The 23,356-nt window shown below is 72.5% G+C and carries 21 protein-coding genes; 11 read left to right on the top strand and 10 right to left on the bottom strand.

The features are described 5' to 3' along the window. Positions 1-19 precede the first annotated feature (19 nt). Positions 20-1,012, top strand: coding sequence for a carbohydrate ABC transporter permease (locus ABD671_RS08135; RefSeq protein WP_344732799.1), 993 nt, complete (start codon positions 20-22; stop codon positions 1,010-1,012). 52 nt (positions 1,013-1,064) lie between these two features. After that, positions 1,065-2,021 (top strand): carbohydrate ABC transporter permease, encoded by a 957-nt coding sequence (locus tag ABD671_RS08130; RefSeq protein ID WP_344732798.1) that lies wholly within the window; start codon positions 1,065-1,067, stop codon positions 2,019-2,021. Between the two features lie 126 nt (positions 2,022-2,147). On the opposite strand, the gene ABD671_RS08125 is transcribed toward ABD671_RS08130, so the two are convergent. Next, positions 2,148-3,506: a GH1 family beta-glucosidase gene (locus ABD671_RS08125; protein ID WP_344732797.1), complete on the bottom strand. Its 1,359-nt coding sequence runs from the start codon at positions 3,504-3,506 to the stop codon at positions 2,148-2,150. A 41-nt stretch (positions 3,507-3,547) separates the two neighbouring features. On the opposite strand from ABD671_RS08125, the gene ABD671_RS08120 reads away from it, so the two are divergent. Both ABD671_RS08120 and ABD671_RS08115 read left to right on the top strand, forming a co-directional pair. After that, positions 3,548-4,609, top strand: coding sequence for a LacI family DNA-binding transcriptional regulator (locus tag ABD671_RS08120; protein WP_344732796.1), 1,062 nt, complete (start codon positions 3,548-3,550; stop codon positions 4,607-4,609). 35 nt (positions 4,610-4,644) lie between these two features. Then, the gene (locus ABD671_RS08115) at positions 4,645-6,330 is read left to right on the top strand and encodes a fumarate hydratase (protein ID WP_344732795.1); all 1,686 of its coding nucleotides are present in this window, start codon (positions 4,645-4,647) and stop codon (positions 6,328-6,330) included. Between the two features lie 84 nt (positions 6,331-6,414). Here ABD671_RS08115 and ABD671_RS08110 read toward each other — a convergent pair whose 3' ends face one another. Continuing rightward, positions 6,415-6,849, bottom strand: a complete 435-nt coding sequence (locus ABD671_RS08110; protein ID WP_344732794.1) for a hypothetical protein — start codon at positions 6,847-6,849, stop codon at positions 6,415-6,417. A 53-nt stretch (positions 6,850-6,902) separates the two neighbouring features. Between ABD671_RS08110 and ABD671_RS08105 the strand changes: the two genes are divergently transcribed. Next, a complete protein-coding gene (locus ABD671_RS08105) occupies positions 6,903-7,664 on the top strand; it encodes a spermidine synthase (protein ID WP_344732793.1) in 762 nt (253 codons plus the stop codon). Next, a complete protein-coding gene (locus ABD671_RS08100; protein ID WP_344732792.1) occupies positions 7,661-9,070 on the top strand; it encodes a class II fumarate hydratase in 1,410 nt (469 codons plus the stop codon). Before ABD671_RS08105 ends, ABD671_RS08100 begins: the two co-directional genes overlap by 4 nt. 221 nt (positions 9,071-9,291) lie before the next feature. On the opposite strand, the gene ABD671_RS08095 is transcribed toward ABD671_RS08100, so the two are convergent. From ABD671_RS08095 to phoH2, 3 genes are all read right to left on the bottom strand, one after another. Then, positions 9,292-9,882, bottom strand: coding sequence for a nucleoside/nucleotide kinase family protein (locus ABD671_RS08095; protein ID WP_344732791.1), 591 nt, complete (start codon positions 9,880-9,882; stop codon positions 9,292-9,294). Positions 9,883-9,950: 68 nt separating this feature from the next. After that, positions 9,951-10,628, bottom strand: coding sequence for an aggregation-promoting factor C-terminal-like domain-containing protein (locus ABD671_RS08090; protein WP_344732790.1), 678 nt, complete (start codon positions 10,626-10,628; stop codon positions 9,951-9,953). 241 nt (positions 10,629-10,869) lie between these two features. Beyond that, positions 10,870-12,240: an RNA 5'-3' helicase PhoH2 gene (phoH2, locus tag ABD671_RS08085; RefSeq protein WP_425574898.1), complete on the bottom strand. Its 1,371-nt coding sequence runs from the start codon at positions 12,238-12,240 to the stop codon at positions 10,870-10,872. 342 nt (positions 12,241-12,582) lie between these two features. On the opposite strand from phoH2, the gene ABD671_RS08080 reads away from it, so the two are divergent. Next, positions 12,583-13,203, top strand: coding sequence for a hypothetical protein (locus ABD671_RS08080; protein ID WP_344732788.1), 621 nt, complete (start codon positions 12,583-12,585; stop codon positions 13,201-13,203). On the opposite strand, the gene ABD671_RS08075 is transcribed toward ABD671_RS08080, so the two are convergent. Next, a complete protein-coding gene (locus ABD671_RS08075) occupies positions 13,191-13,964 on the bottom strand; it encodes an isoprenyl transferase (protein WP_344732787.1) in 774 nt (257 codons plus the stop codon). The two genes, ABD671_RS08080 and ABD671_RS08075, sit on opposite strands and share 13 nt — an antisense overlap. 99 nt (positions 13,965-14,063) lie before the next feature. Here ABD671_RS08075 and trhA point away from each other — a divergent pair, with 99 nt between their 5' ends. The 4 genes from trhA (at position 14,064) to ABD671_RS08055 (ending at position 18,732) form a co-directional block, all read left to right on the top strand. Further along, positions 14,064-14,795 carry a PAQR family membrane homeostasis protein TrhA gene (gene trhA / locus ABD671_RS08070; RefSeq protein ID WP_344732786.1) on the top strand — a complete coding sequence of 244 codons (732 nt, stop codon included), beginning with the start codon at positions 14,064-14,066 and terminating at the stop codon, positions 14,793-14,795. 179 nt (positions 14,796-14,974) lie between these two features. After that, on the top strand, positions 14,975-16,171 hold the full coding sequence (locus ABD671_RS08065; RefSeq protein WP_344732785.1) for a serine hydrolase domain-containing protein: 1,197 nt from the start codon (positions 14,975-14,977) through the stop codon (positions 16,169-16,171). After that, the gene (locus tag ABD671_RS08060; protein ID WP_344732784.1) at positions 16,168-17,538 is read left to right on the top strand and encodes a flavin-containing monooxygenase; all 1,371 of its coding nucleotides are present in this window, start codon (positions 16,168-16,170) and stop codon (positions 17,536-17,538) included. Before ABD671_RS08065 ends, ABD671_RS08060 begins: the two co-directional genes overlap by 4 nt. Positions 17,539-17,556: 18 nt before the next feature. Next, a complete protein-coding gene (locus ABD671_RS08055; RefSeq protein ID WP_344732783.1) occupies positions 17,557-18,732 on the top strand; it encodes a glycosyl hydrolase family 18 protein in 1,176 nt (391 codons plus the stop codon). A 30-nt stretch (positions 18,733-18,762) separates the two neighbouring features. On the opposite strand, the gene mgrA is transcribed toward ABD671_RS08055, so the two are convergent. The 4 genes from mgrA to ABD671_RS08035 are packed head-to-tail and all read right to left on the bottom strand — an operon-like array spanning position 18,763 to position 23,349. Beyond that, the gene (gene mgrA, locus ABD671_RS08050; protein WP_344732782.1) at positions 18,763-19,767 is read right to left on the bottom strand and encodes an L-glyceraldehyde 3-phosphate reductase; all 1,005 of its coding nucleotides are present in this window, start codon (positions 19,765-19,767) and stop codon (positions 18,763-18,765) included. Beyond that, positions 19,764-21,437 carry a CocE/NonD family hydrolase gene (locus ABD671_RS08045; protein WP_344732781.1) on the bottom strand — a complete coding sequence of 558 codons (1,674 nt, stop codon included), beginning with the start codon at positions 21,435-21,437 and terminating at the stop codon, positions 19,764-19,766. Before ABD671_RS08045 ends, mgrA begins: the two co-directional genes overlap by 4 nt. Then, on the bottom strand, positions 21,434-22,735 hold the full coding sequence (locus ABD671_RS08040) for a glycosyltransferase (RefSeq protein ID WP_344732780.1): 1,302 nt from the start codon (positions 22,733-22,735) through the stop codon (positions 21,434-21,436). Before ABD671_RS08040 ends, ABD671_RS08045 begins: the two co-directional genes overlap by 4 nt. Beyond that, positions 22,732-23,349, bottom strand: coding sequence for a hypothetical protein (locus tag ABD671_RS08035; protein ID WP_344732779.1), 618 nt, complete (start codon positions 23,347-23,349; stop codon positions 22,732-22,734). Before ABD671_RS08035 ends, ABD671_RS08040 begins: the two co-directional genes overlap by 4 nt. Between the last annotated feature and the right edge of the window lie 7 nt (positions 23,350-23,356).

The raw sequence follows: 23,356 nt of genomic DNA, 5'->3' as shown, positions 1-23,356 counted from the left end.
GCTCCCAGAGAGGTGAACCATGTCCACGACTGAGAAGCTCATCCAGATGGTCATCGCCATCGTGCTGTTCCTCGGCGTGATGGCGGTGATCCTGCTGCTCACTCAGCGGCTCCGCTCGCGCGCCGGCGAGCGCGTCCAGGCCGCGGCCTTCATCGCGCCCAGCCTCCTGCTCATCGGCGTCGGCCTGCTCTACCCGGCCGTCAAGACCGTCTACCTGTCGTTCCGCAACTCGGCGAGCACGGAGTTCGTCGGGTTCGAGAACTACCAGAAGATCTTCACCAACGCCGACCAGCTCCAGATCCTGCGCAACACCGCCCTGTGGGTGCTCCTCGTGCCCACGATCGCCACCGCCGTCGGCCTCATCTACGCCGTCCTCGTCGACCGGGCGCGATTCGAGCGCTTCGCCAAGGCCCTGATCTTCCTCCCGATGGCGATCTCGCTCGTGGGCGCCTCGATCATCTGGAAGTTCGTCTACGCCTACAAGGACGCCAACGCCAACGCCGGGACCACGAACGGTGGCAAGGTCGAGCAGATCGGCGTCCTCAACGGGATCCTCGATGCGTTGGGCATCGACACCTACAACTTCCTGTTCAACCAACCCTGGAACACGCTCTTCCTGATCGTGATCCTGATCTGGGTCCAGGCCGGCTTCGCGATGACGATCCTCTCGGCCTCGATCAAGGCGATCCCCGAGGACATCATCGAGGCCGCCCGGCTCGACGGCGTCAGCGGCCTCCAGCTCTTCCGGCACATCACCGTGCCGAGCATCCGGCCCTCGCTGATCGTCGTGCTGACGACGATCAGCATCAGCACGCTGAAGGTCTTCGACATCGTGCGCAGCACCACCGGAGGCAACTTCGGCACCAAGGTGCTGGCCTTCGAGTTCTACGTGCAGTCGTTCCGCACCCTGAACCCCGCGCTCGGCGCCGCCCTGGCGACGCTGATCTTCGTCCTGGTCAGCCCGATCGTTCTCTACAACATCCGTCAGATGCGCCGCCTGGAGGCACGATGAACCAGCCAAGCGAGAACATCATCGCGACCCGAGGGCCAGCGGAGGTGACGCGATGAGCACGGCTACCCCGACCGTCACCCCGACCGGCGACCCGGTTCCGACGCGCGGCCCGGTGCGCTCGGCCTCGAGCGCGGCCCGCGCCGGACTGAGCTCCCGATTCGCCTCGGCCTCGGCGATCGTGATCGCGATCCTCTGGACGGTCCCGACGTTCGGGCTCCTCGTCTCCAGCTTCCGGCCGGAGCGCGACGTCAAAGGCAACGGGTGGTGGAACATCTTCACCGATCCGCAGTTCTCCCTGGAGAACTACCGCACGATCTTCACCGACGACGACAGCCAGCTGCCGCGCTACCTGGTGAACACCATCGTGATCACGCTGCCGTCGGTGCTCATCCCGATCACCCTGAGCGTGCTGGCGGCGTACGCCTTCGCGTGGATGAACTTCAAGGGCCGCGACACGCTCTTCGTTGCCGTCTTCGCCCTCCAGATCGTGCCGATCCAGGTGACGCTGATCCCGCTGCTGCGCCTGTTCGTCCAGCCGCCGTTCGGCCTCCCCCAACTGGCTGGGCCCAACGCACCCGGCGGCGGCTTCTACACGATCTGGCTCTCCCATACGATCTTCGCGTTGCCGTTGGCGATCTTCCTCATGCACAACTTCATGCGGGAGATCCCCGGCGAGCTCGTGGAGTCGGCTCGCGTCGACGGCGCCGGCCACGTGCAGATCTTCACCCGGATCATGCTGCCGCTGATGACACCGGCGATCGCGGCCTTCGGCATCTTCCAGTTCCTCTGGGTCTGGAACGACCTGCTCGTCGCGCTCGTGTTCGCCGGCGGTCAGGCGGAGATCGCGCCTCTGACGTACTGGCTGGGATCCCTCGCCGGTACCCGTGGCGAGGACTGGCAGGTGCTCTCGGCGGGTGCCTTCGTCTCCCTGGTGATCCCGCTCATCGTGTTCCTCAGCCTGCAGCGCTACTTCGTCCGCGGCCTGCTCGCGGGCAGCGTCAAGGGCTGAGCCCTGCCGGTGCCGGCACCGCCCGGCACGCACATCCCACTCTCGGGCGTCCCCGGTCTCCGGGGACGCCCGAGTGCTCGACCGACCCTCACCGCCACCGTCGTCAGTCCGGGAAGGAGGAGCCGCTCACGCGTGCCGCTCGGCCGCCTGCTGGGCCACCCAGCGGTAGGACGCCTTGGGCACCCGCGGCAGATCGCCATGGTCCCGATCCACCCGCACCAGGCCGAACTTCTTCGTGTAGCCCTCGGCCCATTCGAAGTTGTCCAGCAACGTCCACACGAAGTAGCCGCGCACGTCGGCGCCCGCCGCGACGGCCCGCTCAGTCGCCGCGAGGTGGTCGCGCAGGTAGTCGATGCGGTCCTGGTCGTCGACGACGCCGTCGGCGTCGATCACGGTGTCGGCGCAGGCCGCGCCGTTCTCGGTGACCACGATCGGCAGGCCGGTGCGCCGGTGCACCTGCACCAGGAGCTCCTCGAGGCCGGAGGCGTCGATCTCCCAGCCGATATCGGTGCGCGGCTCGCGCACGACCATGTCGAACGCGCCGGCGCCGGGGTAGGCCTCGCCCTCGGTGTGGGCCGGGCCGCCCGAGGGCAACGCGGGTCGCACCGGCGTGTAGTAGTTGATGCCCAACCAGTCCGCCGAGCCCTGGATGAGGGCCAGGTCGCCGTCGCGGACGACGGCGGGGTCGGCCAGCACGGGAGCGACATCGAGCAGTTCGTCGTCGTACGCGCCGTCGACGAGCGGGTCGAGCCAGACCCGGTTGCGGATCGCGTCGACCCGACTCGCGACCTCGCGGGCCTCCTCCCCCTCGGGCCAGATCGGCGCGAGGTTGCAGACGATGCCGAGGCCCTCGACGTCGCCGAGCGCCTGGCGCAGCAGTCCGTGGCCGAGGTTGAGGTGGTGGGCGGCGCGGTGTGCGTCGCCGCCCTCGCGGCGTCCGGGCGCATGGACGCCGGCCGCGTAGCCGAGGTAGGCCGCGCACCACGGCTCGTTGTGGGAGGCCCACAGCCGCACGCGGTCGCCGAGCCGCTCGTGGACGATCGCCCCGTAGGCGGCGAAGGCCTCGGCCGTCTCCCGCACCAGCCAGCCACCGGCGTCCTCGAGCGGCTGCGGGAGATCCCAGTGGTAGAGCGTGGCGGTCGGGGCGATGCCGCGCGCGAGCAGCGCGTCGACCAGACGGTCGTAGTAGTCCAGGCCGCGCGGCTCGACCCGGCCGGTGCCCTCGGGCACCACCCGCGGCCAGGCGATCGAGAAGCGGTACCACTCCACCCCGAGGCCGGCGACCAGCTCGACGTCCTCGTCCAGGCGCGTATAGGACTCGCAGGCACGCGTGCCGTCGCCGCCGTCGCGGATGGCGCCCGGACGCTCGCAGAAGGTGTCCCATATCGAGACGCCCCGGCCGTCGGCGGTCGAGGAGCCCTCGATCTGGAACGATGCCGACGCGGTGCCGAGCGCGAGCCGGCCTGGCTGGAGTGGGTGACTCATGTCACCAACCTAGAGCCCGCGGTGCGCGGGGAGGAGGCGGCATGAGCAGGACGTCGCGAATCCCCGGCGGTCCCGGCGGCCCCGGCAGCACGGGCGGCGAGATCAACATGGAGGACGTCGCCCGCCACGCCGGCGTCTCGATCGCCACCGTCTCCCGCGCCCTGCGCGGGGTGAGCGGGGTCAGCCCCCACACCCGGCGTCGCGTGCTCGAGGCGGCCACCGACCTCTCCTACGTCGTCAACAACGCGGCGTCCAGCCTCTCCGGCGGCGCCACCGGCCGGGTCGCGGTCGTGGTGCCCAAGCTCGACTCGTGGTTCTCCTCCACGATGATGGCCTCGATCGAGGCCACCGTGCGCGGCGGCGATCGCGACGTGCTGGTCTACCAGGTCGACGGCCGCGACCAGCGCAGCCGCTTCTTCCGCGAACTGCCCACCCGCCGCAAGGTCGACGCGGTCGTGCTGGTCTCCCTGCCGTTGGAGGCCGAGGAGGAGGAGCGGCTCGACCTCATCGGCGTGCACATGGTCATCGCCGGGGCGCGGCTGCGCGACTACCCGTTCGTCGAGGTCGACGACGTCGCCATCGCCCGCACCGCCGTGGGTCACCTCATCGGGCTCGGGCACCGGCGGATCGGCATGATCCGCACCAGCGACACCGACGGCGCCCACTGGACCAGCGACCTGCACCGATGCCAGGGCTACACCGAGATGCTCGCCGAGCACGGACTCGGCGAGCCGACCCTGGTCACCGAGGCGTACGGCGTCCATGCGGGCGCACGGGGCATGGCACGGCTGCTCGACCTGCCCGCCGACCGGCGTCCGACCGCGGTCTTCTGCTACTCCGACGACATCGCCGTCAGCGCCTACCGGGAGGCGATCCGCCGCGGCCTGCGGGTGCCCGAGGACGTCTCGCTGATCGCCGTCGACGGCAATCCGCTCGGCGAGGTCTTCGACATCACCTCGATCGACCAGCACGCCGCCGAGCAGGCCCGCATCGCCGGCGAGATGACCCTGCACCTGCTCGCCGGCGAGCCGCTGGAGGAGACCGGACGGATGGTGGAGTTCACCCTCGTCGAGCGCGGGTCGACCGCTCCCCCGCCCTCCTGACCGGTGCCCGGGCCACGGCACTACGCTGGGATGTCGTGACCGAGCCCGAGTTCCGCTACTCCGACCTGCTGCCCACCGGCAAGGACGACACGCCCTACCGCCTCATCACCACCGAGGGCGTCTCGACCGTCGAGGTCGAGGGCCAGACCTTCCTCAAGGTCGCCCCCGAGGCGCTGCAGCGGCTGACCGCCGAGGCGATGCACGACATCAGCCACTACCTGCGGCCCGCCCACCTCGCCCAGCTGCGCCGCATCATCGACGACCCCGAGGCCAGCGGGAACGACCGGTTCGTCGCGCTCGACCTGCTCAAGAACGTCAACATCTCCGCCGGCGGCGTGCTGCCGATGTGCCAGGACACCGGCACCGCGATCGTGATGGGCAAGAAATCCGAGGGCGTCATCACCGGCGTCGAGGACGGCGAGTGGATCAGCCGCGGCGTCTACGACGCCTACACCAAGCTCAACCTGCGCTACTCGCAGCTCGCCCCGCTGACGACGTACGAGGAGAAGAACACCGGCACGAACCTGCCGGCGCAGATCGAGATCTACTCGACCCCGCAGAGCTCCGGGAAGCCGGAGTACAAGTTCCTCTTCATGGCCAAGGGCGGCGGCTCGGCCAACAAGTCCTTCCTCTACCAGGAGACGAAGGCGGTACTGAATCCCACGCGCCTGCTGGAGTTTCTCGACGAGAAGATCCGCTCCCTCGGCACCGCGGCCTGCCCGCCGTACCACCTCGCGATCGTCATCGGCGGCACGAGCGCCGAGTACGCGCTCAAGACCGCGAAGTACGCGAGCGCGCACTACCTCGACAACCTGCCCACGTCGGGTTCGATGAGCGCGCACGGCTTCCGCGACCTCGAGCTCGAGGAGGAGGTCTTCAAGCTCACCCAGAGCTTCGGCATCGGCGCCCAGTTCGGCGGCAAGTACTTCTGCCACGACGTCCGCGTCGTCCGGCTGCCGCGCCACGGCGCCAGCTGCCCGGTCGCCATCGCGGTCTCCTGCTCGGCCGACCGCCAGGCGCTGGGCAAGATCACCCCCGAGGGCGTCTTCCTCGAGCAGCTCGAGATGGACCCCGCCCAGTACATGCCGGACGCCGGCGTGGCCGAGGACATCTCCGGCGGCGAGGTCGTGCAGGTCGACCTCAACCGGCCGATGAGCGAGATCCTCGCCCAGCTCTCGCAGTACCCCGTGAAGACCCGGCTCTCGCTCACCGGCCCGCTCGTGGTGGCGCGCGACATCGCGCACGCCAAGATCAAGGAGCGCCTCGACGCCGGCGAGCCGATGCCCGACTACCTCAAGAACCACCCCGTCTACTACGCCGGCCCGGCGAAGACGCCGGAGGGCATGGCGTCCGGCTCCTTCGGCCCGACCACCGCGGGCCGCATGGACTCCTACGTCGAGCAGTTCCAGGCCGCAGGCGGCTCGATGGTCATGCTGGCCAAGGGCAACCGGTCCAAGCAGGTCACCGAGGCGTGCGGCACGCACGGCGGCTTCTACCTCGGCTCGATCGGCGGCCCCGCCGCGCGGCTGGCCCAGGACTGCATCAAGAGCCAGGAGGTCATCGAGTACCCCGAGCTCGGCATGGAGGCGGTCTGGAAGATCGAGGTCGAGGACTTCCCGGCCTTCATCGTCGTCGACGACAAGGGCAACGACTTCTTCACCGACCCCGGGGGCGCGGTCACCGTGCCGATCACCGGTCTGCGGGTGCGCTCGGCGCAGTGACGGCGTCCCCGCCCACGACGTGACGACGCCGCCGTCCCCGCGAGGGGGACGGCGGCGTCGTGGGTCAGGTGCTGTGCGCCCGGCTCAGCAGGAGCGGGTGAAGGAGGACGTGAGGTCCTGCCAGTCCGACCACGCCTGGGAGCTCGAGGCCCGGCCGCGACCCGAGATGGTGATCGTGACCCGGGCGCCGCAGGCGGCCTTGGCGGTGACGAAGGTGGTGAGCTCGCCCTTGGCGAGGGTGCGGATCGAGGACGTGCGGGTCTTGCCCGAGCCGATCTTGTAGGAGACCCGCACCTGGCGGTCGCCGATGTTCTCGGTGGTGTCGGCGGAGATGCGCCGCACCTGCACGTAGGTCTTGGCCTGCTTCGCCGAGGCCGGGGAGATACGGCCCTGGAGGCCGTAGACCGGGTCGGTCCAGGGGCCGTACTTCGGCGTCGCCGCCTGGGCGCCGCCGGTCGAGACGAGACCGAACATGAGGGCCAGGAAGGCGGTGGCGATGATGCGGGGGAGGGAGGACATCGGGTCACCTCGTGGTTGCGTAGTGGGGGCAGCCGTCACTCTACGATCCCCGCATGGCCGACGTCCCCCATGGAGAAACGATCGTCCCGGGTGCCGGACACGTGCCCGAGCCGCGACCCGAGACGGGAACCGAGGCGGGACCGATCGAGGTGGCGCGGGCGGAGTCCGAGCGCGGGGAGCTGGTGCTGCGTCGGCGCGGGGACGCCGTCCACCCGGTCTGGGAGCTGCGGGCCAACGGCGTCTTCGTGATGGACACCCTCGAGACGACCAGCGAGCGCGCGCTGGCCACCGCCGCCCTGGCGCTGTGCCCGCACCCCGCCCAGGTGCTCGTCGGCGGGCTCGGGCTGGGCTTCACCCTCGCCGAGGTGCTCGCCGACCCGCGCGTCGAACGGTGCACGGTGGTGGAGATCGAGGATGCGCTCGTCGGGTGGATGCGCGACGGCACCGTGCCCCACGGTCCGGCGCTGCTGGCCCACGACCGGGTGCGGATCGTCGTCGCCGACGTCGCCGTGGCCCTGCTCGAGGCGCCACCGTGCAGCTACGGCCTCGTGCTCCTCGACGTCGACAACGGCCCGGGCTACCTGGTGCACGACGCCAACGCCGCCCTGTACGGCCGTGCGTTCCTGGAGCGGATCGCGCCCGTCCTGCGCCCCGGCGGTGTCCTGGCGATCTGGTCGGCCGCCACCTCACCGGAGCTGGCCGACGTCGTCCGCGCGGTGTTCGGCGAGGTCGAGGAGCTCGGCTACGACGTCGCGCTCCAGGGGCGCGAGGAGCGGTACTGGCTCTATGTCGCGCGAGTAGCGTCGGAGGCGTGAGCACCGCAGACCCCACCGCCACGGGAGAGCAGTTCCGCATCGAGCACGACAGCATGGGCGAGGTCCGCGTGCCGGCCACCGCGCTGTGGCGGGCGCAGACCCAGCGGGCCGTCGAGAACTTCCCCATCAGCGGCACCCCGATCGAGCCCGCCCTCGTGCACGCCATCGGCGAGGTGAAGGCGGCCGCCGCCCGGGTCAACGGCGAGCTCGGCGTGCTGACACCCGAGCAGGCCCGCGCGATCGAGGACGCCGCCCGCGCGGTTGCCGCGGGCGGGCACGACGACGCGTTCCCGATCGACGTCTTCCAGACCGGATCGGGCACCAGCTCGAACATGAACGCCAACGAGGTGATCGCCACCCTGGCCGCGCGCGCCGGGGTCGAGGTGCACCCCAACGACCACGTGAACGCCAGCCAGTCGAGCAACGACACGTTCCCGACGGCGATCCACGTGGCCGCCGTGCTCGCCGTCGTCCGCGACCTCCAGCCGGCCCTCGGCGTCCTGGCGGCCTCGCTGGAGGCGAAGGCCGCGGAGTTCGCGCACCTGGTGAAGGCCGGGCGCACCCACCTCATGGACGCCACCCCGGTGATGCTCGGCCAGGAGTTCGGCGGATACGCCGCCACGGTGCGCTACGGGATCGAGCGGCTGGACGCCGTCCTGCCGCGGGTGCGCGAGCTGCCACTCGGCGGCACGGCGGTGGGCACCGGCATCAACACCCCCGCCGGGTTCCCGGCCCGGGTGATCGCGGCGATCGCCGAGACGACCGGCCAGCCGTTCACCGAGGCCCGCGACCACTTCGAGGCCCAGGGCACCCGCGACTCCCTCGTCGAGCTCTCCGGCGTGCTGCGCACGATCGCGGTCGGCCTGACGAAGATCTGCAACGACCTGCGCTGGATGTCCTCGGGCCCGACCACCGGGCTCGCCGAGATCCACCTGCCCGACCTCCAGCCCGGGTCGAGCATCATGCCGGGCAAGGTGAACCCGGTGCTGCCCGAGGCGACGCTGATGGTGTGCATGCAGGTGATCGGCAACGACGCCGCCGTCACGGCGGCCGGCGCCTCGGGCTCCTTCGAGCTCAACGTCGCGATGCCGGTGCTGGCCCGCAACCTCCTGGAGTCGGTGCGCCTGCTCGCCACCACCGCTCCCCTGCTGGCCACCCGCTGTATCGACGGCATCACCGCGAACCCCGAACGGCTGCGCGCGTACGCGGAGTCCTCGCCCTCGATCGTCACGCCGCTCAACCGCTTCCTCGGCTACGAGGCCGCCGCTGCGATCGCCAAGAAGGCCCTGGCCGAGGGCCGCACGATCCGCGAGACCGTGCTCGCGCTCGGCTACGTCGAGCGCGGCGAGATCAGCCTCGCCGACCTCGACGCCGCCCTCGACGTGGAGTCGATGACGCACCCCTGAGGCCCCGGTACCCGGCGGACGGTCGGGGCAGGGGATCCTTCCGGTGGTCGAGGTGCGAGGCGCCCCAGCGCCGAGCCGCGAGACCCGGCGAGACGGACGTCCACCCGTACCGCACGGAGGTCGGGTGCGGGCACTTCGAGGCTCGCTCCGCTCGCACCTCAGTGACCGGACCAAGCTCGCTCCGCTCGCACCTCAGTGACCGGTACCGGCGCACGCCCGCGTCAGCCGCGCAGGAGGACCGGACGCTCCGGGTCGGCGTGGTCGACCACGATGTCGGCCCGCTCCGCCGGGCGCTCCTCGGCGAGGTAGAGGTCGCAGGCGGCCATGTAGCGCGACTCGTACGCGGCGCGGGCGGCGTCCTCGCCCCCAAGCGCCGCTGCGTCGCGGGCGATGCCGCGCGCCAGCGCTACCTCCCGCGGCACCTCGAGCCACACCACGACGTCCCACAGCTCGCGCAGCGCGCCGCGCTGGAGGAAGGTGCAGTCGAGGACGACGACCTCCCCCGGGCCGGCTGTCGCGGTCTCGTCGGTGATGACGGCATCGGTGGCCATGTCGTGCACGCGGGTGGCGTACACCCCGGAACCGCCCGGACCGAGCGGCCCCAGCACCCGATCGGCGAGCGCGCCGAGGTCGTAGGCGTCGTCGTAGTAGCCGCGGGCGGAGTCGCGGCCCTGGCGGTAGCGCACGGCGCGCACGTGGTGGAAGCCGTCGGAGTCGAGGTGGGTGGCGGGGACGCCGTCCTGCCTCAGCCGGGCGACGAGCTCACGCGCCAGCGTCGTCTTGCCCGACCCGCAGCGACCGTCGAGGCCCACGCGCAACGGTCGATCGCCGCGCGCCCGGAGGATGCGCGCAGTGAGGGCGTCGAGCAGGTCGGCGCGGATCAGTACCAGCCGTGGCTCTCGGAGTGCGACCAGGCGCCGCAGGGGCTGCCGTAGCGACTCTGGATGTAGCCGAGACCCCAGCGGATCTGGGTGGCCGGGTTGGTGGCCCAGTCGGCGCCGGCCGAGGCCATCTTCGAGCCGGGCAGCGCCTGCGGGATGCCGTAGGCGGAGGAGGAGGGGTTGTCGGCGTTGACCCGCCAGCCCGACTCGCGGGTCCACAGCGAGTCGAGGCAGCCGAACTGGTCGGCCGAGAACCCGAACTCCCCGAGCAGCGCCTGGGCGATCGAACGCGGGTCGCCGGTGTCGAGCTGCTCGGTGCGGGCCACACCGGGGCCGGCGTCCTGGGCGAGCGAGGCGACCTTCGCGGGGTCGATCGTCGCCGCGTCGGTGGCGGCGGCCGTGCTGCGGTCGGAGTCGCGGGAGATCTCCTCGCCGCGCGCGGGGGCGTCGGAGGCCGGGGACGACGGAGCGATATCGACGCCGCCGAGGTCGGAGGCCGCGCTGCTCACCGCCGGCGAGCTGCCGAACACCCCGCCGGTGACGGCGACGCCGGTGGCGGCGACCGCGATCCCGGAGAGGACGACGGTGGTGCGGATGGCCTTCTGCGGGACCTCGGCCACGCGGGACGGCGCGGCCGCACCACGGTGCTTCGGTTCGTACTTCGCGTGCTTCGACAAGTCGGGGATCTCACGTGAGACGACAGGACAGCGGCACCCGGGGGGACCTGAGCCGGCGAACGGCTCGCCCCACCCTGCATGACCATGCGGGCCCTCGCAAACCGAACCGCACAATTCGTCGGAATCTCAGCAGAATTCCTGCGGCGTCCCGTCCCACGCGTCACAGAAGCCACATCGGCCACGCGACGACGCCCGCCCCCGATGACGGGGACGGGCGTCGCGACAGGAACTGCGGTGGGATCTAGAGGACGACGTTCTCCAGCATCTCGGTGACGAGCGCGGCGATCGGCGAGCGCTCCGAGCGGGTCAGCGTGACGTGCGCGAAGAGCGGGTGGCCCTTCAGCTTCTCGATGACCGCGATGACGCCGTCGTGGCGCCCGACCCGCAGGTTGTCGCGCTGGGCGACGTCGTGGGTGAGCACCACCTTGGAGTTCGCGCCGATGCGGGAGAGCACCGTGAGCAGCACGTTGCGCTCCAGCGACTGCGCCTCGTCGACGATCACGAAGGCGTCGTGCAGCGAGCGGCCGCGGATGTGGGTGAGCGGCAGCACCTCGAGCAGGCCGCGGGCGAGCACCTCCTCGATGACCTCGCGGGAGGTGATCGCACCGAGGGTGTCGAAGACGGCCTGCGCCCAGGGCGACATCTTCTCCGACTCCGAGCCGGGCAGGTAGCCGAGCTCCTGGCCGCCGACGGCGAAGAGCGGACGGAAGACGACGACCTTCTTGTGCTGGCCGCGCTCGAGGGTGGCCTCCAGCCCGGCGCACAGCGCGAGCGCCGACTTGCCGGTGCCGGCGCGGCCGCCCAGGGAGACGATGCCGACGTCGGGGTCGAGCAGCATCTCCAGGGCGATGCGCTGCTCGGCCGAGCGGCCGTGGATGCCGAACGCCTCGCGGTCGCCGCGCACCAGGTGCACCCGCTTGTCGGGGCCGACCCGGCCCAGCGCGGTGCCCCGCTCGGAGAGCAGCACGAGGCCCTGGTGGCAGGGCAGCTCGCGGGCCTCGGCGAGGTCGAGGACGCCGTCGTCGTACAGCTCGTCGAGGTCGGCGGCCGCGACGTCGAGCTCGGCCATGCCGGAGTAGCCGGTGTCGGAGTCGGCGATCTGCTCACCGCGGTACTCCTGGGCGTCGAGACCGACGGCGGAGGCCTTGATGCGCAGCGGGAGGTCCTTGGAGACCAGGCAGACGTCGGCTCCCTCGGCCGCGAGGTTGTGAGCCACGGCGAGGATGCGGGTGTCGTTGTCGCCGAGCCGGAAGCCCGAGGGCAGCGTGTCGGCGTCGGTGTGGTTGAGCTCGACGCGCAGCGTGCCGCCGTCCTCGCCGATCGGGATGGGCTCGTCGAGGCGTCCGAACTGCACCCGCAGGTCGTCGAGCGACCGCAGCGCGGTACGGGCGAAGTAGCCCAGCTCGGGGTGGTGCCGCTTGCCCTCCAGCTCGGTGATGACGACGACCGGCAGAACCACCTCGTGCTCGGCGAAACGCTTGAGCGCAGCCGGGTCGGCGAGCAGGACGCTGGTGTCGAGCACGTAGGTGCGCACGCCTGGGGCGGGCGCGGTTCGCGTCGAGGGACGCGCGGGAGCGGGGGACTTCGGAGACTTCTTCGCCTGGGACGCCACGGTTCAGGTCAACCCCTCACAGACCGACGCGCGCACTCCGCCCCGGTCCTAGTTCACAGTGGACCGGGAGGCAGCTCGACGGCAGGAGTGCCTGCCGGCAGCGATCGCCGGCGAGTGGCCGGTGATCATGCAGTCGTCGAACCTCAACGCTTCGAGCCTCCAGGTGCAGCGGGCTTCCCCACCCGCCGGTGCGCACGACGGTACGCCGGGCGAGGTGTCGGCAAGGGCAACACGCCGATCCGGCGTGTGACGTGCGTGTGAACTCTCACGGGACGTCGGGCACGGCCCCGGACCCCTGGAATGTCGTTCGCGCGGGGGGCGAGCCTCGGCGAGGATCACCGCATGGACGACGTCCGCCCCGCCTCCAACACCTCAGACCCCTCGGCCGTCTCGGCCGCCTCGTGGTGGGTCGACGCCGTCCGCGCGATTCCGTTGGACACCGCGCTGCGCTTCGGCCCTCCCGGCTTCGAGCGCTACCTGCGGGTGGAGTTCGGCGAGGAGCCGGACGGCGCGGACGACGGATGGTGGCCGGCTGGCGCCGTGCTCGACCTGCTGGCCGCCCACTCCCCCGGGGTCGCGCTGTTCGTGGGGATCTGGGAGGGCTGGACCAGCCACGGCGAGGTACCCGCCGGACCACTCCTCGCCCTTCCGGAGACGCCCTATCTCACCTTCCGCCGTTTCGTCGTCGCCCCGTGCGAGGCAGCACACCTGTTCAGCGCGGCGGCACGGCTGTGGGGCAGACGGCCCGAGTGGAGTGTGCCGCCGCACCTCGCCTGGCCGGCGGACCGCTCGTGGTTCTTCGCCTGCGACGTCGACGAGGAGGTCGAGTTCACGGTCGGGTGCTCGACCGTCGTGGCCGCCGCGCTGGGTGCCGCCTTCCCCGAACGCGTCCGCGAGGTCGGGTACGGCGCGTACGTGCCCCTGGAGGAGGGCGACCCGCGAGAGCGCCCTCAGACGCCGTGACGGCGATCGCGCAGCGCGTAGGCGCGGATGGCGCGCAGGAAGTCGACGCGGCGGAAGTCGGGCCAGTAGGCCTCGCAGAAGTAGAACTCCGACTTCGCGCTCTGCCAGAGCAGGAACCCGCCGAGCCGCTGCTCGCCGGAGGTGCGGATCACGAGGTCGGGGTCGGGCTGGCCCTTGGTGTAGAGGTGGTCGGCGATGTGCTCGACCGTGAGCGTGCCGGCCAGCTCCTCCAGGCTCGTGCCCTTGGCGGCGTGCTCGTGCAGCAGCGAGCGGACGGCGTCCGCGATCTCGCGGCGGCCGCCGTAGCCGACGGCGACGTTGACGAGCATGCCGTCGACGTCGCGGGTGGCGTCCGCGGCGGCCTTGAGCCGCTCGGCGGTGCGGGCCGGCAGGAGGTCGAGGGCACCCACCGGGTGCAGCCGCCACTTGCGCTGGTCGGCGAGGGAGTCGACGGCCTCCTCGATGATCTCCAGCAGCGCCTCGAGCTCGGCGGCGGGCCGGTTGAGGTTGTCGGTGGAGAGCAGCCAGAGGGTGACCACCTGGATGCCGACCTCGTCGCACCATCCGAGCAGCGGCTCGATGTTGGCCGCGCCGGCGCGGTGACCGTGGGCGGTGTCGCGCCCGACCGCCTTGGCCCAGCGCCGGTTGCCGTCGAGCATCACGCCGATGTGGCGCGGCAGGTTGTCGGGCAGGCGGCGCACCAGGCGCGCCTCGTACGCGGGGTACAGCACCCGGCGCACGCCCCTCCTCCAGTCGGCCACGGCCTCAGGTTAGGCCACCGCGCGGCTGTGAGGGATCTCCTGTGGTCGAAGGTCCCGGACGCAGGACGAGGGACAGGAGCCTCGGTTACCGTGGTGGGCATGAGCCAGCACCTGCCCGACGCCGTCCGACACGGCATCGACGCCGTCGCCGACGCGGTGGCCGACGTCGTCGCCGATGTGAAGCCGAAGCTGCGCGGCTGGCTGCATCTGGGCATCGCCCCGCTCACCCTGGCGGCCGGCATCGTGCTCGTCGTCCTCTCGCCGAACACGCTCACGCGCATCGGCTCGGCGGCCTTCACCGGCAGCGCCCTGGTGCTCTTCACCGTCTCGGCGATCTACCACACCGGCACCTGGTCGCCGCGCACGTGGGCGTTCCTGCGCCGCTTCGACCACAGCAACATCTTCCTGCTCATCGCCGGCTCCTACACGCCGTTCGCGCTGATCCTGCTGCAGGGCACCGACCGCGCCGTCCTGCTGAGCGTCGTGTGGGCCGGCGCGATCGCCGGCGTCGGGTTCCGCATCTTCTGGACCGACGCCCCGCGCTGGCTCTACACCCCGATCTACATCGCGCTGGGCTGGGCCGCGGTCTTCTTCATCCCCGACTTCCTCGACGGCGCCACGCGCCTGGGCACCGGGGTCGGTATCGCCACCTTCGTGCTCATCGTCACCGGCGGCGCGCTCTACACCCTCGGCGGTGTGGTCTACGGCTTCAAGCGCCCCAACCCGTGGCCCCGCTGGTTCGGCTTCCACGAGGTCTTCCACACCTTCACGATCCTGGCCTTCGTGACCCACTACGTCGGCGTCTCGCTGGCGGTCTACTCCCTGCGCTGACCGCCTTGCCCCGGACGCCGTCCGGTCGGACGGTTTCGGCGCCGCCGGGCTTGTAACGCGGGGTTACCCACCTCTAGGTGACCCTTGTAAGGGGTGCCTAGAGGTACCGAACCGGGCGTTACAAGCGGACGGCGGCCCGCACCCTTCACGAGAACGAGAACACGTTCTACAGTGCCGGCATGTCCGGACCGACGACGCTCCCGGGGGTCGAGGGGCACTGCGCTCCCGGCTTCGAGCCGCTGCGCGACCTGCTCGCCGCCAACCTCGCCGCCGGGGAGGCCACCGGCGCGACCACGGGCTCGGACGGCGACGTCGGGGCCTCGCTCGCGCTGATCCGGGACGGCGAGCTGCTCGTCGACCTCTGGGGCGGCCAGGCCCGCCCCGGGACGCCGTGGCAGCGCGACACGATCGTCCAGGTCTGGTCGGTCACCAAGACGATGGCGGCGCTGACCGTGCTGGTGCTGGCCGACCGCGGCGAGCTCGACCTCGACGCTCCCGTCGCCCGGTACTGGCCGGAGTTCGCGTCCCAGGGCAAGGACGCCGTCCTGGTACGCCACCTGCTCGCGCACACCTCGGGGCTCGCGGGTTGGACCGAGCAGCTCTCCTTCGAGGAGCTGCTCGACCTGCCGCACGCGAACGCCCTGCTCGCCGCGCAGGCGCCGTGGTGGGAGCCCGGCACGGCGTCCGGCTACCACATGGTCTGCTACGGCCACCTCCTCGACGGCCTCGTGCGCGGCGCCACCGGAGCGCCGCTCGCCGAGCTGTTCGCCGAGCTGTTCGCCGAGCTGCTCGCCGGGCCGCTCGGCGCCGAGGTGCACCTCGGCGTCCCCGAGGCAGAGCTCGGCCGCTGCGCCGACCTCATCCCCGCTCCCCCGGGCGGCATCGACTTCAGCGCTCTGCCGCCCGACAACCTGCTCATCCGCACCCTGGTGAACCCGGTGCTCGACATCGGCGGCGCCTGCAACCAGGCGCCGTGGCGCACGACCTCGGTGGCCGGCGCCAACGGCCACGCCAACGCGCGCGGCGTCGCGCGGGTGCAGTCGGTGGTCTCCCACGGCGGCGAGGTGGACGGCGTCCGGTACCTCTCGCCGGGCACGATCGAGCGGATCTTCGAGCTCCAGGCCGAGGGGGTCGACCATGTGCTCTACTCCCCCACCCGCTGGGGCATCGGCTACAGCCTGCCCGTGTCGGCCTCGGCGCCCGCCGTGCCCGAGGGCCGGGTGTGCTGGTGGACCGGCTACGGCGGCTCGATCGTCGTCAACGACCTCGACCGCCGGGTCACCTTCGCCTACACCCCCAACAAGCTCGACGCCCACCTCATGTCCTCGCCCCGCACCGACGCCTACGTCCGTACCGCCTGGGAGTGCCTCGCATGACCGACCCGAACGCCCCGACCCGTACCCCGCTCGTCTGCATCATCGGCGCCGGCTGCTCCGGCATCACCACCGCCAAGCGGCTGAAGGACCACGGCATCGCCTACGAGCAGTTCGAGCTCTCCGACGACGTCGGCGGCAACTGGTACTTCAAGAACCCCAACGGCCGCTCCTCGGTCTACGAGTCGCTGCACATCGACACCTCCACCACCCGCCTGCAGTTCGAGGAGTTCCCGGCGCCCGCGGAGTGGCCGCACTTCCCGCACCACACGCTCATCCACCAGTACTTCCGCGACTACGTCGACCACTTCGGCCTGCGGGAGGGCATCACGTTCGAGACCGGCGTCGAGCGTGCCCGCCGCACACCGGACGGCGGCTGGGAGGTCACCCTGTCGACCGGCGAGACCCGGCACTACACCGATCTCGTCGTCGCCAACGGCCACCACTGGAAGCCCCGCCTGCCCCAGTGGCCCGGACACTTCGACGGCGAGCTGATCCACTCCCACCACTACGTCTCGCCGTTCGAGCCGATCGAGATGCGCGGCAAGCGGGTCATCGTCGTCGGCATGGGCAACTCGGCCATGGACATCGCCAGCGAGCTGTCGTTCCCGTGGATGGCCAGCGAGCTCATCGTCTCCGCGCGCCGCGGCGTGTGGGTGCTGCCGAAGTACCGCGGCGGCCAGCCGGCCGACAAGGTGATGGCGCCGCCCGACATCCCCAAGGAGCAGGCGCTCGTCGCCTCGCGCCAGCTCATCCGCGACCTGGTCGGCTCGATGTCGACCTACGGCCTGCCCGAGCCCGACCACGAGCCGCTGGCGGCCCACCCCTCGGTGAGCGCCGACTTCCTCACCAAGGCCGGCTCGGGCGACCTGCGCGTCGTCGGCGCGATCGAGCGGCTCGACGGCCGCACCGTGCACCTCGCCGACGGCGGCCGCATCGAGGAGGTCGACGTCATCGTGTGCGCCACCGGCTACGAGATGAGCTTCCCGTTCTTCGACGACGCCGACACCGATCTGCACCCCGACGACGAGCACCGCTACCCGCTGTTCAAGCGCGTGCTCAAGCCCGGCGTCGACCACCTCTTCTACGCCGGCCTCGCCCAGTCGTCGCCGACCATCGTCAACCTCGCCGAGCAGCAGTCGAAGCTCATCGCCGCGATCATCGACGGCTCCTACCTGCTGCCGCCCGTCGAGGAGCAGGTGCGCATCATGCGGGCCGACGAGGCCTTCCACCTCGAGCAGTACTACGACGCCCCGCGCCACACCATCCAGATCGACTTCGGGCGCTACTGCGTCGACCTGCACGCCGAGATCGCGGCGGGTCGGGAGCGCGCACGGCAGGCGGCCGGACAGGTTCCCGTCGGGGGCTGACGCTGCGATGATCCCGGCATGACGGGTGGTGGACGGCGTCGCCTCGGCGCCCTCGTCGCGGCGACGGCGTCCGTGCTCGCGCTGCTCGCGGCGCCGGGGACGGCGGCGCCCCAGGCGATCCAGGCGCCCGACCGGTTCGAGGCGGCGCCCGGGCGCTGGGTGATGGGCTACTTCCCGCTCTACGAGCGGCGGCTCCTGCCGATCGGCGAGATCGACTGGTCGGCGATGACCCACCTCGTCGTGGGCCGGGTCAGTCCGCTGCCCGACGGGGGTCTCGACGAGGACTACGACTGGGACGCCGACCGCGCACCCGCCTACGCGAAGCGTCTCGCGGACGCCGCCACCGCCCACGGCGTCACCCCGCTCCTCATGATCGGCGGGGCCGGCGACCACGACGCGTTCCTGGCCGCCGCCCGCGACCATCGCGGCGACCTCGTCGCGCACCTCGTGACGGCGATGCGGGACGGCGGCTTCGCCGGGCTCGACCTGGACTGGGAGCCGGTGGTCGACGGCGATCAGGAGCCGCTGCTCGCCCTGGCCCGCGACCTGCGCGAGGCCCTGCCCGACGCCGTCCTGACGATGCCGGTCGGGTGGGTGGCCTCCACCTCCCCGCTCGAGTTCCCCGACCTCTACGCCCAGCTCGCCGGCGTCCTGGACCGCCTCGACGTGATGTCCTACGGCATGGCGGGCGCCTGGCCGGGCTGGCGCAGCTGGCACTCCTCGGCGCTGCGGGGTGCGAGCGCCTCGACGCCGTCGAGCATCGAGGCGAACGTGGCGGCCTACCGCGACGCGGGCGTGCCCGCCGCCCAGCTCGGTATCGGCATCGGCTTCTACGGCTCGTGCTGGCGCGGCGTCACCGGCCCGCGGCAGCGTCTCGACGGGGCGGCGCTGGTCGCCGACGACGGCGTCATGGCCTACACGACGATCGTGCGGTCGTACTACACGCGCCGGGCCTACCGGTACGACACCGAGGCGCAGGCGCCGTACCTGCGGCTGCCGGGCGGCCACGGACCGCGCCGGTGCACCTACGTCTCCTACGAGGACCCGCGCTCGGTGGCCGCGAAGGGCGACTACGCCACCGCCGCGGGTCTGGGCGCGGAGATCGTCTGGTCGATCCCGCAGGGGCATGTGCGCGGCGCGGCCGCCGGGCGGACCGACCCGCTCCTGCGGGCGGTGCGTCGCCACTTCCGCTGACCGGCCGCCGTCGCTGCGACCGGTCGCGGCTCAGCCCAGCGCCTCCTCGATCGTCGCGATCTCGGCGGCCTCCAGCGGCGGGCTGGTGAGCGCGTCGAGGTTGTCGTCGAGCTGGCGCACGCTGCTGGCGCCGATCAGCACGGAGGTGACCCGCGGGTCGCGCAGCACCCAGGTCAGCGCGAGCTGGGCGAGGCTCTGGCCGCGCCCGCGCGCGATCGCGTCGAGGCGCCGCAGCCGGGCCAGGACGTCGTCGGTGAGCACCCCCGGGTCGAGGGAGCCGTGGCGAGCCGCCCGACTGTCGGCCGGGACGCCGTCGAGGTAGCGGTCGGTGAGCAGCCCCTGCGCCAACGGGGAGAAGGCGATGCAGCCCGCACCCTCCTGCTCCAGGACGTCGAGCAGCGAGGGGTCGCCGTCCTCGACCCACCGGTCGAGCATCGAGTAGCGCGGCTGGTGGATCAGCAGCGGGACGCCGGCCTCCCGCAGCAGCCGGGCGGCGTCCCGGGTCTGCTCGGCGGTGTAGTTCGAGATGCCGGCGTACAGCGCTCGGCCCGAGGTGACCGCGGTGGCGAGCGCCCCCATGGTCTCCTCCAGCGGCGTGTGCGGGTCGAAGCGGTGGCTGTAGAAGATGTCGACGTGGTCGAGCCCGAGCGCGGCGAGACTGCGGTCGAGCGAGGTCAGCAGGTACTTGCGCGATCCGCCGTCGCCGTAGGGGCCCGGCCACATGTCGTAACCGGCCTTGGTGGAGATCACCAGTTCGTGGCGGTACGGCGCGAAGTCCTCCAGCAGCAGCCGGCCGGCGTTGCGCTCGGCCGCGCCGTAGGGCGGCCCGTAGTTGTTGGCGAGGTCGATGTGCGTGACGCCGCGGTCGAACGCGCGGCGCAGGATCGCGCGCTGATCGGCCAGGGCGCGGTCGTCGCCGAAGTTCTGCCACAGGCCCAGGGAGACCGCGGGCAGCAGCAGCCCCGAGCCTCCGCAGCGGCGGAAGGTCGCGGCGGCGTAGCGGTCGTCGGCGGGTCGGTACGGGGCGGGGATCACGGGTGCTCCTCAGGCAGGACGGGCGGGACGGGCGGGACGGGCACGGGCAGCGCGATGCGGGCGACGTGCTCGCCTCCGAGATGGAGGATCTGGACGGCGGGCCGCATCCGGGACGGCGGCGTCCGCCACGGGTCGGCGCCGGTGTGGGTGGCGCGGTCGAAGCGCGGGTGGTTCGACCCGGCGATCTGGAGGCCGATGCGGTGGCCGGCGCCGAAGACGTGGGAGACGTGGCCGATCGCGATCTCGACCCGCATGATCCCCGGCTCCTGCCGCACCCGCCGGATGCCGTCGGTGACGCCGTGGGGCACGCCGTCCGGGGCGACGTCGACGAGCCGCACGGCCCAGTCGAGGTCGATCGCGTCGGAGGAGCAGGACAGCTCGGCCACGACCGGCCCGACGACGGTCAGCGGCTCCTCCAGCGGCTCGGAGCGGAAGACGGCGACGTCGTCGCGGGCCTCGATCGGCCGTTGGTCGTGCGGGCCGGCGTGGCGGCACACGGCCATGCCGGGCAGGAAGGTCGGGCCACCGCAGGTCGGCACGGGGTCGGCGGGATCGGCGCGGACGACGACCTCGGCGGCCGGTCCCGGCGTCGCCCGCAGCTCCCCCGGAGCCAGATGGAGGACGTGCGGTGCGGAGGGCGGCGGCCACTCCTCCGCGACGCACCACCGGCCGGCGCCGGTCAGGTAGTGCAGCACGCGCGGCATGGCGGGCCGCCGTCCGGCCAGCACGGCTTCGGCGAAGGCGAGCTGTCGACCCGCGAGGTCGATGGCCGACGCCGCCCCGCCGGCATGCCGGAGGACGCCCTGCCACTCCCCCCGCTCGCCGTGCGACCACGGCCCGAGCACGAGGTGCTGCCGATCGCCGGCCGCTCCGGCCCGCATCGCCGCGTAGGTGGCCAGCGAGCCCTCGAGGAACACGTCGTGCAGCCCGGCCACGTGCAGGGCGGGGACGCCGGCGTCGTCCTGCCCGTCGTCCTGCCCGTCCCCCTGCTCGTCGTCGGGTGTCGCGAGCCAGTCCGCGAGCCACGGCGCGATCGCCTCGAGCCCCCCATCGAGCACCGGCAGCCGGTGCAGGGCCGCACGCGGATCGGCGAGCAGGGAGTCGAGCAGCAGGCGTCGCGGGTCGTCGGCGGCGATGCCGCGGCGCTCGAGGTCGTGCGGGGCGAGGGCCTCGATGATCCAGGTGAGCAGGAAGCCGAGGTTCACCGCGCCGCCCTGCCGCACCCAGTCGCGGCGCGGTGCCGCGCTGGTCAGCGCCGGGAGGATCGCGTCGTAACCGCCCTCGCCGCCCACGAACTGCACCGCGCCCACGTAGCTGGGGCCGTAGCCGACCACCCGACCGTCGCTGAAGTCGGCGGCGCGCACCCAGGCGAGCACGTCGCGGGCGTCGTCGGCCTCGGCGGCGAACGGCTCGAACGCGCCGGCCGAGCCGTGGCGCCCGCGGCAGTCGAGGAGCAGCACGGCGAAGCCCGCCGCGAGTGCCCGGGCCACCGGCAGGCACGTCATCGTCTGGGTCTCGTGCGGGTCGGCCCGGTCGTAGGGGGTGCGTTGGAGCAGCGTCGGCACGCGGACGGCGTCCGCCGCCCCGGGCAGGTGCAGGGTGCCGCGCAGAACGACGCCGTCGCGCAGCCGGATCGCGACCTCGCGGGAGCGGTGCTCGACGGTGCTCACGCGGCTCCGACCCGCGGCGTCTTGACCCACCGGTTGCGGCGCAGGGCGATGTTGCCGAGGGCGCGCAACGACACCCAGAACCACATGTAGCCGTAGCCGGTGAACGCCACGGCGGCGGCGGGCACCTGCCACCAGCGGAACGGATGGGCGCTGTGCCGCTGATAGGTGCGGAGGAAGACCACGACGGGCAGCACGGAGAGCACGAGGCTCGCGAGCCGGCGCGGCCGCCCGTACGGCACCGCGAGGAGGAGGTCGTTGGTGACGCCGACGACGCCGAGGGCGCCGAGCAGGCCGACGACGACCGTGGCGCTGACGACCAGCACGGTGACGACGAGGAGCAGGTAGAGCGCGAGGTCGGCGCGCGCCGTCCAGGCCACCCGGCGCGCCCCGACGAGCGCGCCCAGGTGCCGCCAGCACTGGTAGTGCCCCTGGATCCACCGGGTGCGCTGGCGCAGGAGCGGTCGCCACGAGGTGAGGCCCTGCTGCTCGACGTGGGCGGCCCAGCAGAACCGGGTGCGCCACCCGGCGGCGACCAGGCGCAGACCGAGGTCGAGGTCCTCGGTCAACGCGCCGGGGCGCCAGGGCGCCACGCCCAAGGAGGCCAGTGCGGACGCGCGGGTGAACTGGCCGTTGCCGCCCAGCCCGGAGGAGCCGAGGCGGTCGCGGGCGATCTGCACCAGCCAGGAGAAGCCGACGAACTCGATGTCCTGCATGCGCGCCAGGGCGTTGTCGCGGGCGTTGGCGATACGCACGCCGATCTGCACCGACGCGACCCGCGGGTCGGCGAAGTAGGGGGCCACGGTGGTCAGCGCCTCGGGGTCGAGCCGCCCGTCGGCGTCGACGATGACGAGGACGACGTCCTCGAGGGCGTGGTCGCCCAGCCAGGGATCACCTGCCGCCGCCCACCGCGAGACCAGCCCGAAACCGTGGTTGAGGGCCTCGCTCTTGCCCAGCCCCGCGTCGGGGGGACGCCGGTGGGTGACCCGCACCCGCGGATCGCGCGCCGCCCAGGCATCGGCGATCGTCCCCGTGGCGTCGGTCGACCCGTCGTCGACGACCAGCACCCGGTGCTCCCCGCCGTAGTGCAGCGCCGTCAGGGAGGCGAGCGTGGCGGCCAGCACCGACTCCTCCTGGTGGGCCGGCACGACCAGCACCATGAGCGGGGTCGCCCCACCCGCGGGCGGCGCGGGCCGCCGGTGGGCCAGCACGAAGAGCGCAGCGTAGTAGGCGACGGTCAGGGCCACGAACCAGCTCGCCGGGGTGAGGTCGATCGTCACCAGGCCGGTGGTGTCGCTCATCGCGTGGGAGCCGACGCGCCGGCCGGCAGCAGCAGGTCGGGCACATCGGCGACCTCGCGCCGACCCGAGAGCTCCGCGAGGTCGCGCAGCGAGCCTCGCCATGAGCGGTCGACCCGGGCGATGCGGGCGAACCAGGAGCCTGGCAGGGCGGCGGGCGACCGGCGTCCGAGCTCGGTCGCCAGGGCCCGGTAGTCCCCGAGCGCGTCGACGAGCCGCTCGGCCGGGCTACCGGCGGGCGGGGGCAGACGGGAGGCGTCGGCGGCCAGCGCCTCGAGATCGGCGGCGAGGGTGCGGCCCTGGGCGGCGAGCGCGTCGCCGGGCAGTCCCGTGTCCCGCAGGGTCGCGGCTCCCAGGGCGTGCAGCGTGGCGACCCGCTCGTGGCTGCGCTCGCCCACGGCGGCGGCCGCCACCACCGACGGGGACAGCGACGGGTCGGCGGCGGGGGTCGTCCCCCGATCCGTCGGCTCCGATCGGGACGCGGGGCGAGCGCCGACCGGGTCCGCCTGCTCCCCGCTGCAGCCCACCGCACCCGTGGCGACGAGGAGCGCCACGGCCACGGGGAGCAGGAGCGCGCCGGAGCGGCTCGACGGGGAGGCGGATCGGGGGACGAGCACGGGAGGT

This window comes from Nocardioides fonticola (genome assembly GCF_039536805.1).
In the GTDB taxonomy this organism is placed as follows: domain Bacteria; phylum Actinomycetota; class Actinomycetes; order Propionibacteriales; family Nocardioidaceae; genus Nocardioides; species Nocardioides fonticola.
The sequence above is the reverse complement of the archived record's forward strand: the minus strand, read 5'-3'. Positions and strand labels throughout refer to the sequence as shown.

What these genes read in the sequence shown, in the direction of transcription:
- ABD671_RS08105 (WP_344732793.1), top strand. Translation starts at nt 6,903, where the DNA reads ATGGCCGACGTCCCCCATGGAGAAACGATCGTCCCGGGTGCCGGACAC.
- ABD671_RS08130 (WP_344732798.1), top strand. Translation starts at nt 1,065, where the DNA reads ATGAGCACGGCTACCCCGACCGTCACCCCGACCGGCGACCCGGTTCCG.
- trhA (WP_344732786.1), top strand. Translation starts at nt 14,064, where the DNA reads ATGAGCCAGCACCTGCCCGACGCCGTCCGACACGGCATCGACGCCGTC.
- ABD671_RS08135 (WP_344732799.1), top strand. Translation starts at nt 20, where the DNA reads ATGTCCACGACTGAGAAGCTCATCCAGATGGTCATCGCCATCGTGCTG.
- ABD671_RS08110 (WP_344732794.1), bottom strand. Translation starts at nt 6,849, where the DNA reads ATGTCCTCCCTCCCCCGCATCATCGCCACCGCCTTCCTGGCCCTCATG.
- ABD671_RS08080 (WP_344732788.1), top strand. Translation starts at nt 12,583, where the DNA reads ATGGACGACGTCCGCCCCGCCTCCAACACCTCAGACCCCTCGGCCGTC.
- ABD671_RS08060 (WP_344732784.1), top strand. Translation starts at nt 16,168, where the DNA reads ATGACCGACCCGAACGCCCCGACCCGTACCCCGCTCGTCTGCATCATC.
- ABD671_RS08125 (WP_344732797.1), bottom strand. Translation starts at nt 3,506, where the DNA reads ATGAGTCACCCACTCCAGCCAGGCCGGCTCGCGCTCGGCACCGCGTCG.
- ABD671_RS08040 (WP_344732780.1), bottom strand. Translation starts at nt 22,735, where the DNA reads ATGAGCGACACCACCGGCCTGGTGACGATCGACCTCACCCCGGCGAGC.
- ABD671_RS08065 (WP_344732785.1), top strand. Translation starts at nt 14,975, where the DNA reads ATGTCCGGACCGACGACGCTCCCGGGGGTCGAGGGGCACTGCGCTCCC.
- ABD671_RS08055 (WP_344732783.1), top strand. Translation starts at nt 17,557, where the DNA reads ATGACGGGTGGTGGACGGCGTCGCCTCGGCGCCCTCGTCGCGGCGACG.
- ABD671_RS08120 (WP_344732796.1), top strand. Translation starts at nt 3,548, where the DNA reads ATGAGCAGGACGTCGCGAATCCCCGGCGGTCCCGGCGGCCCCGGCAGC.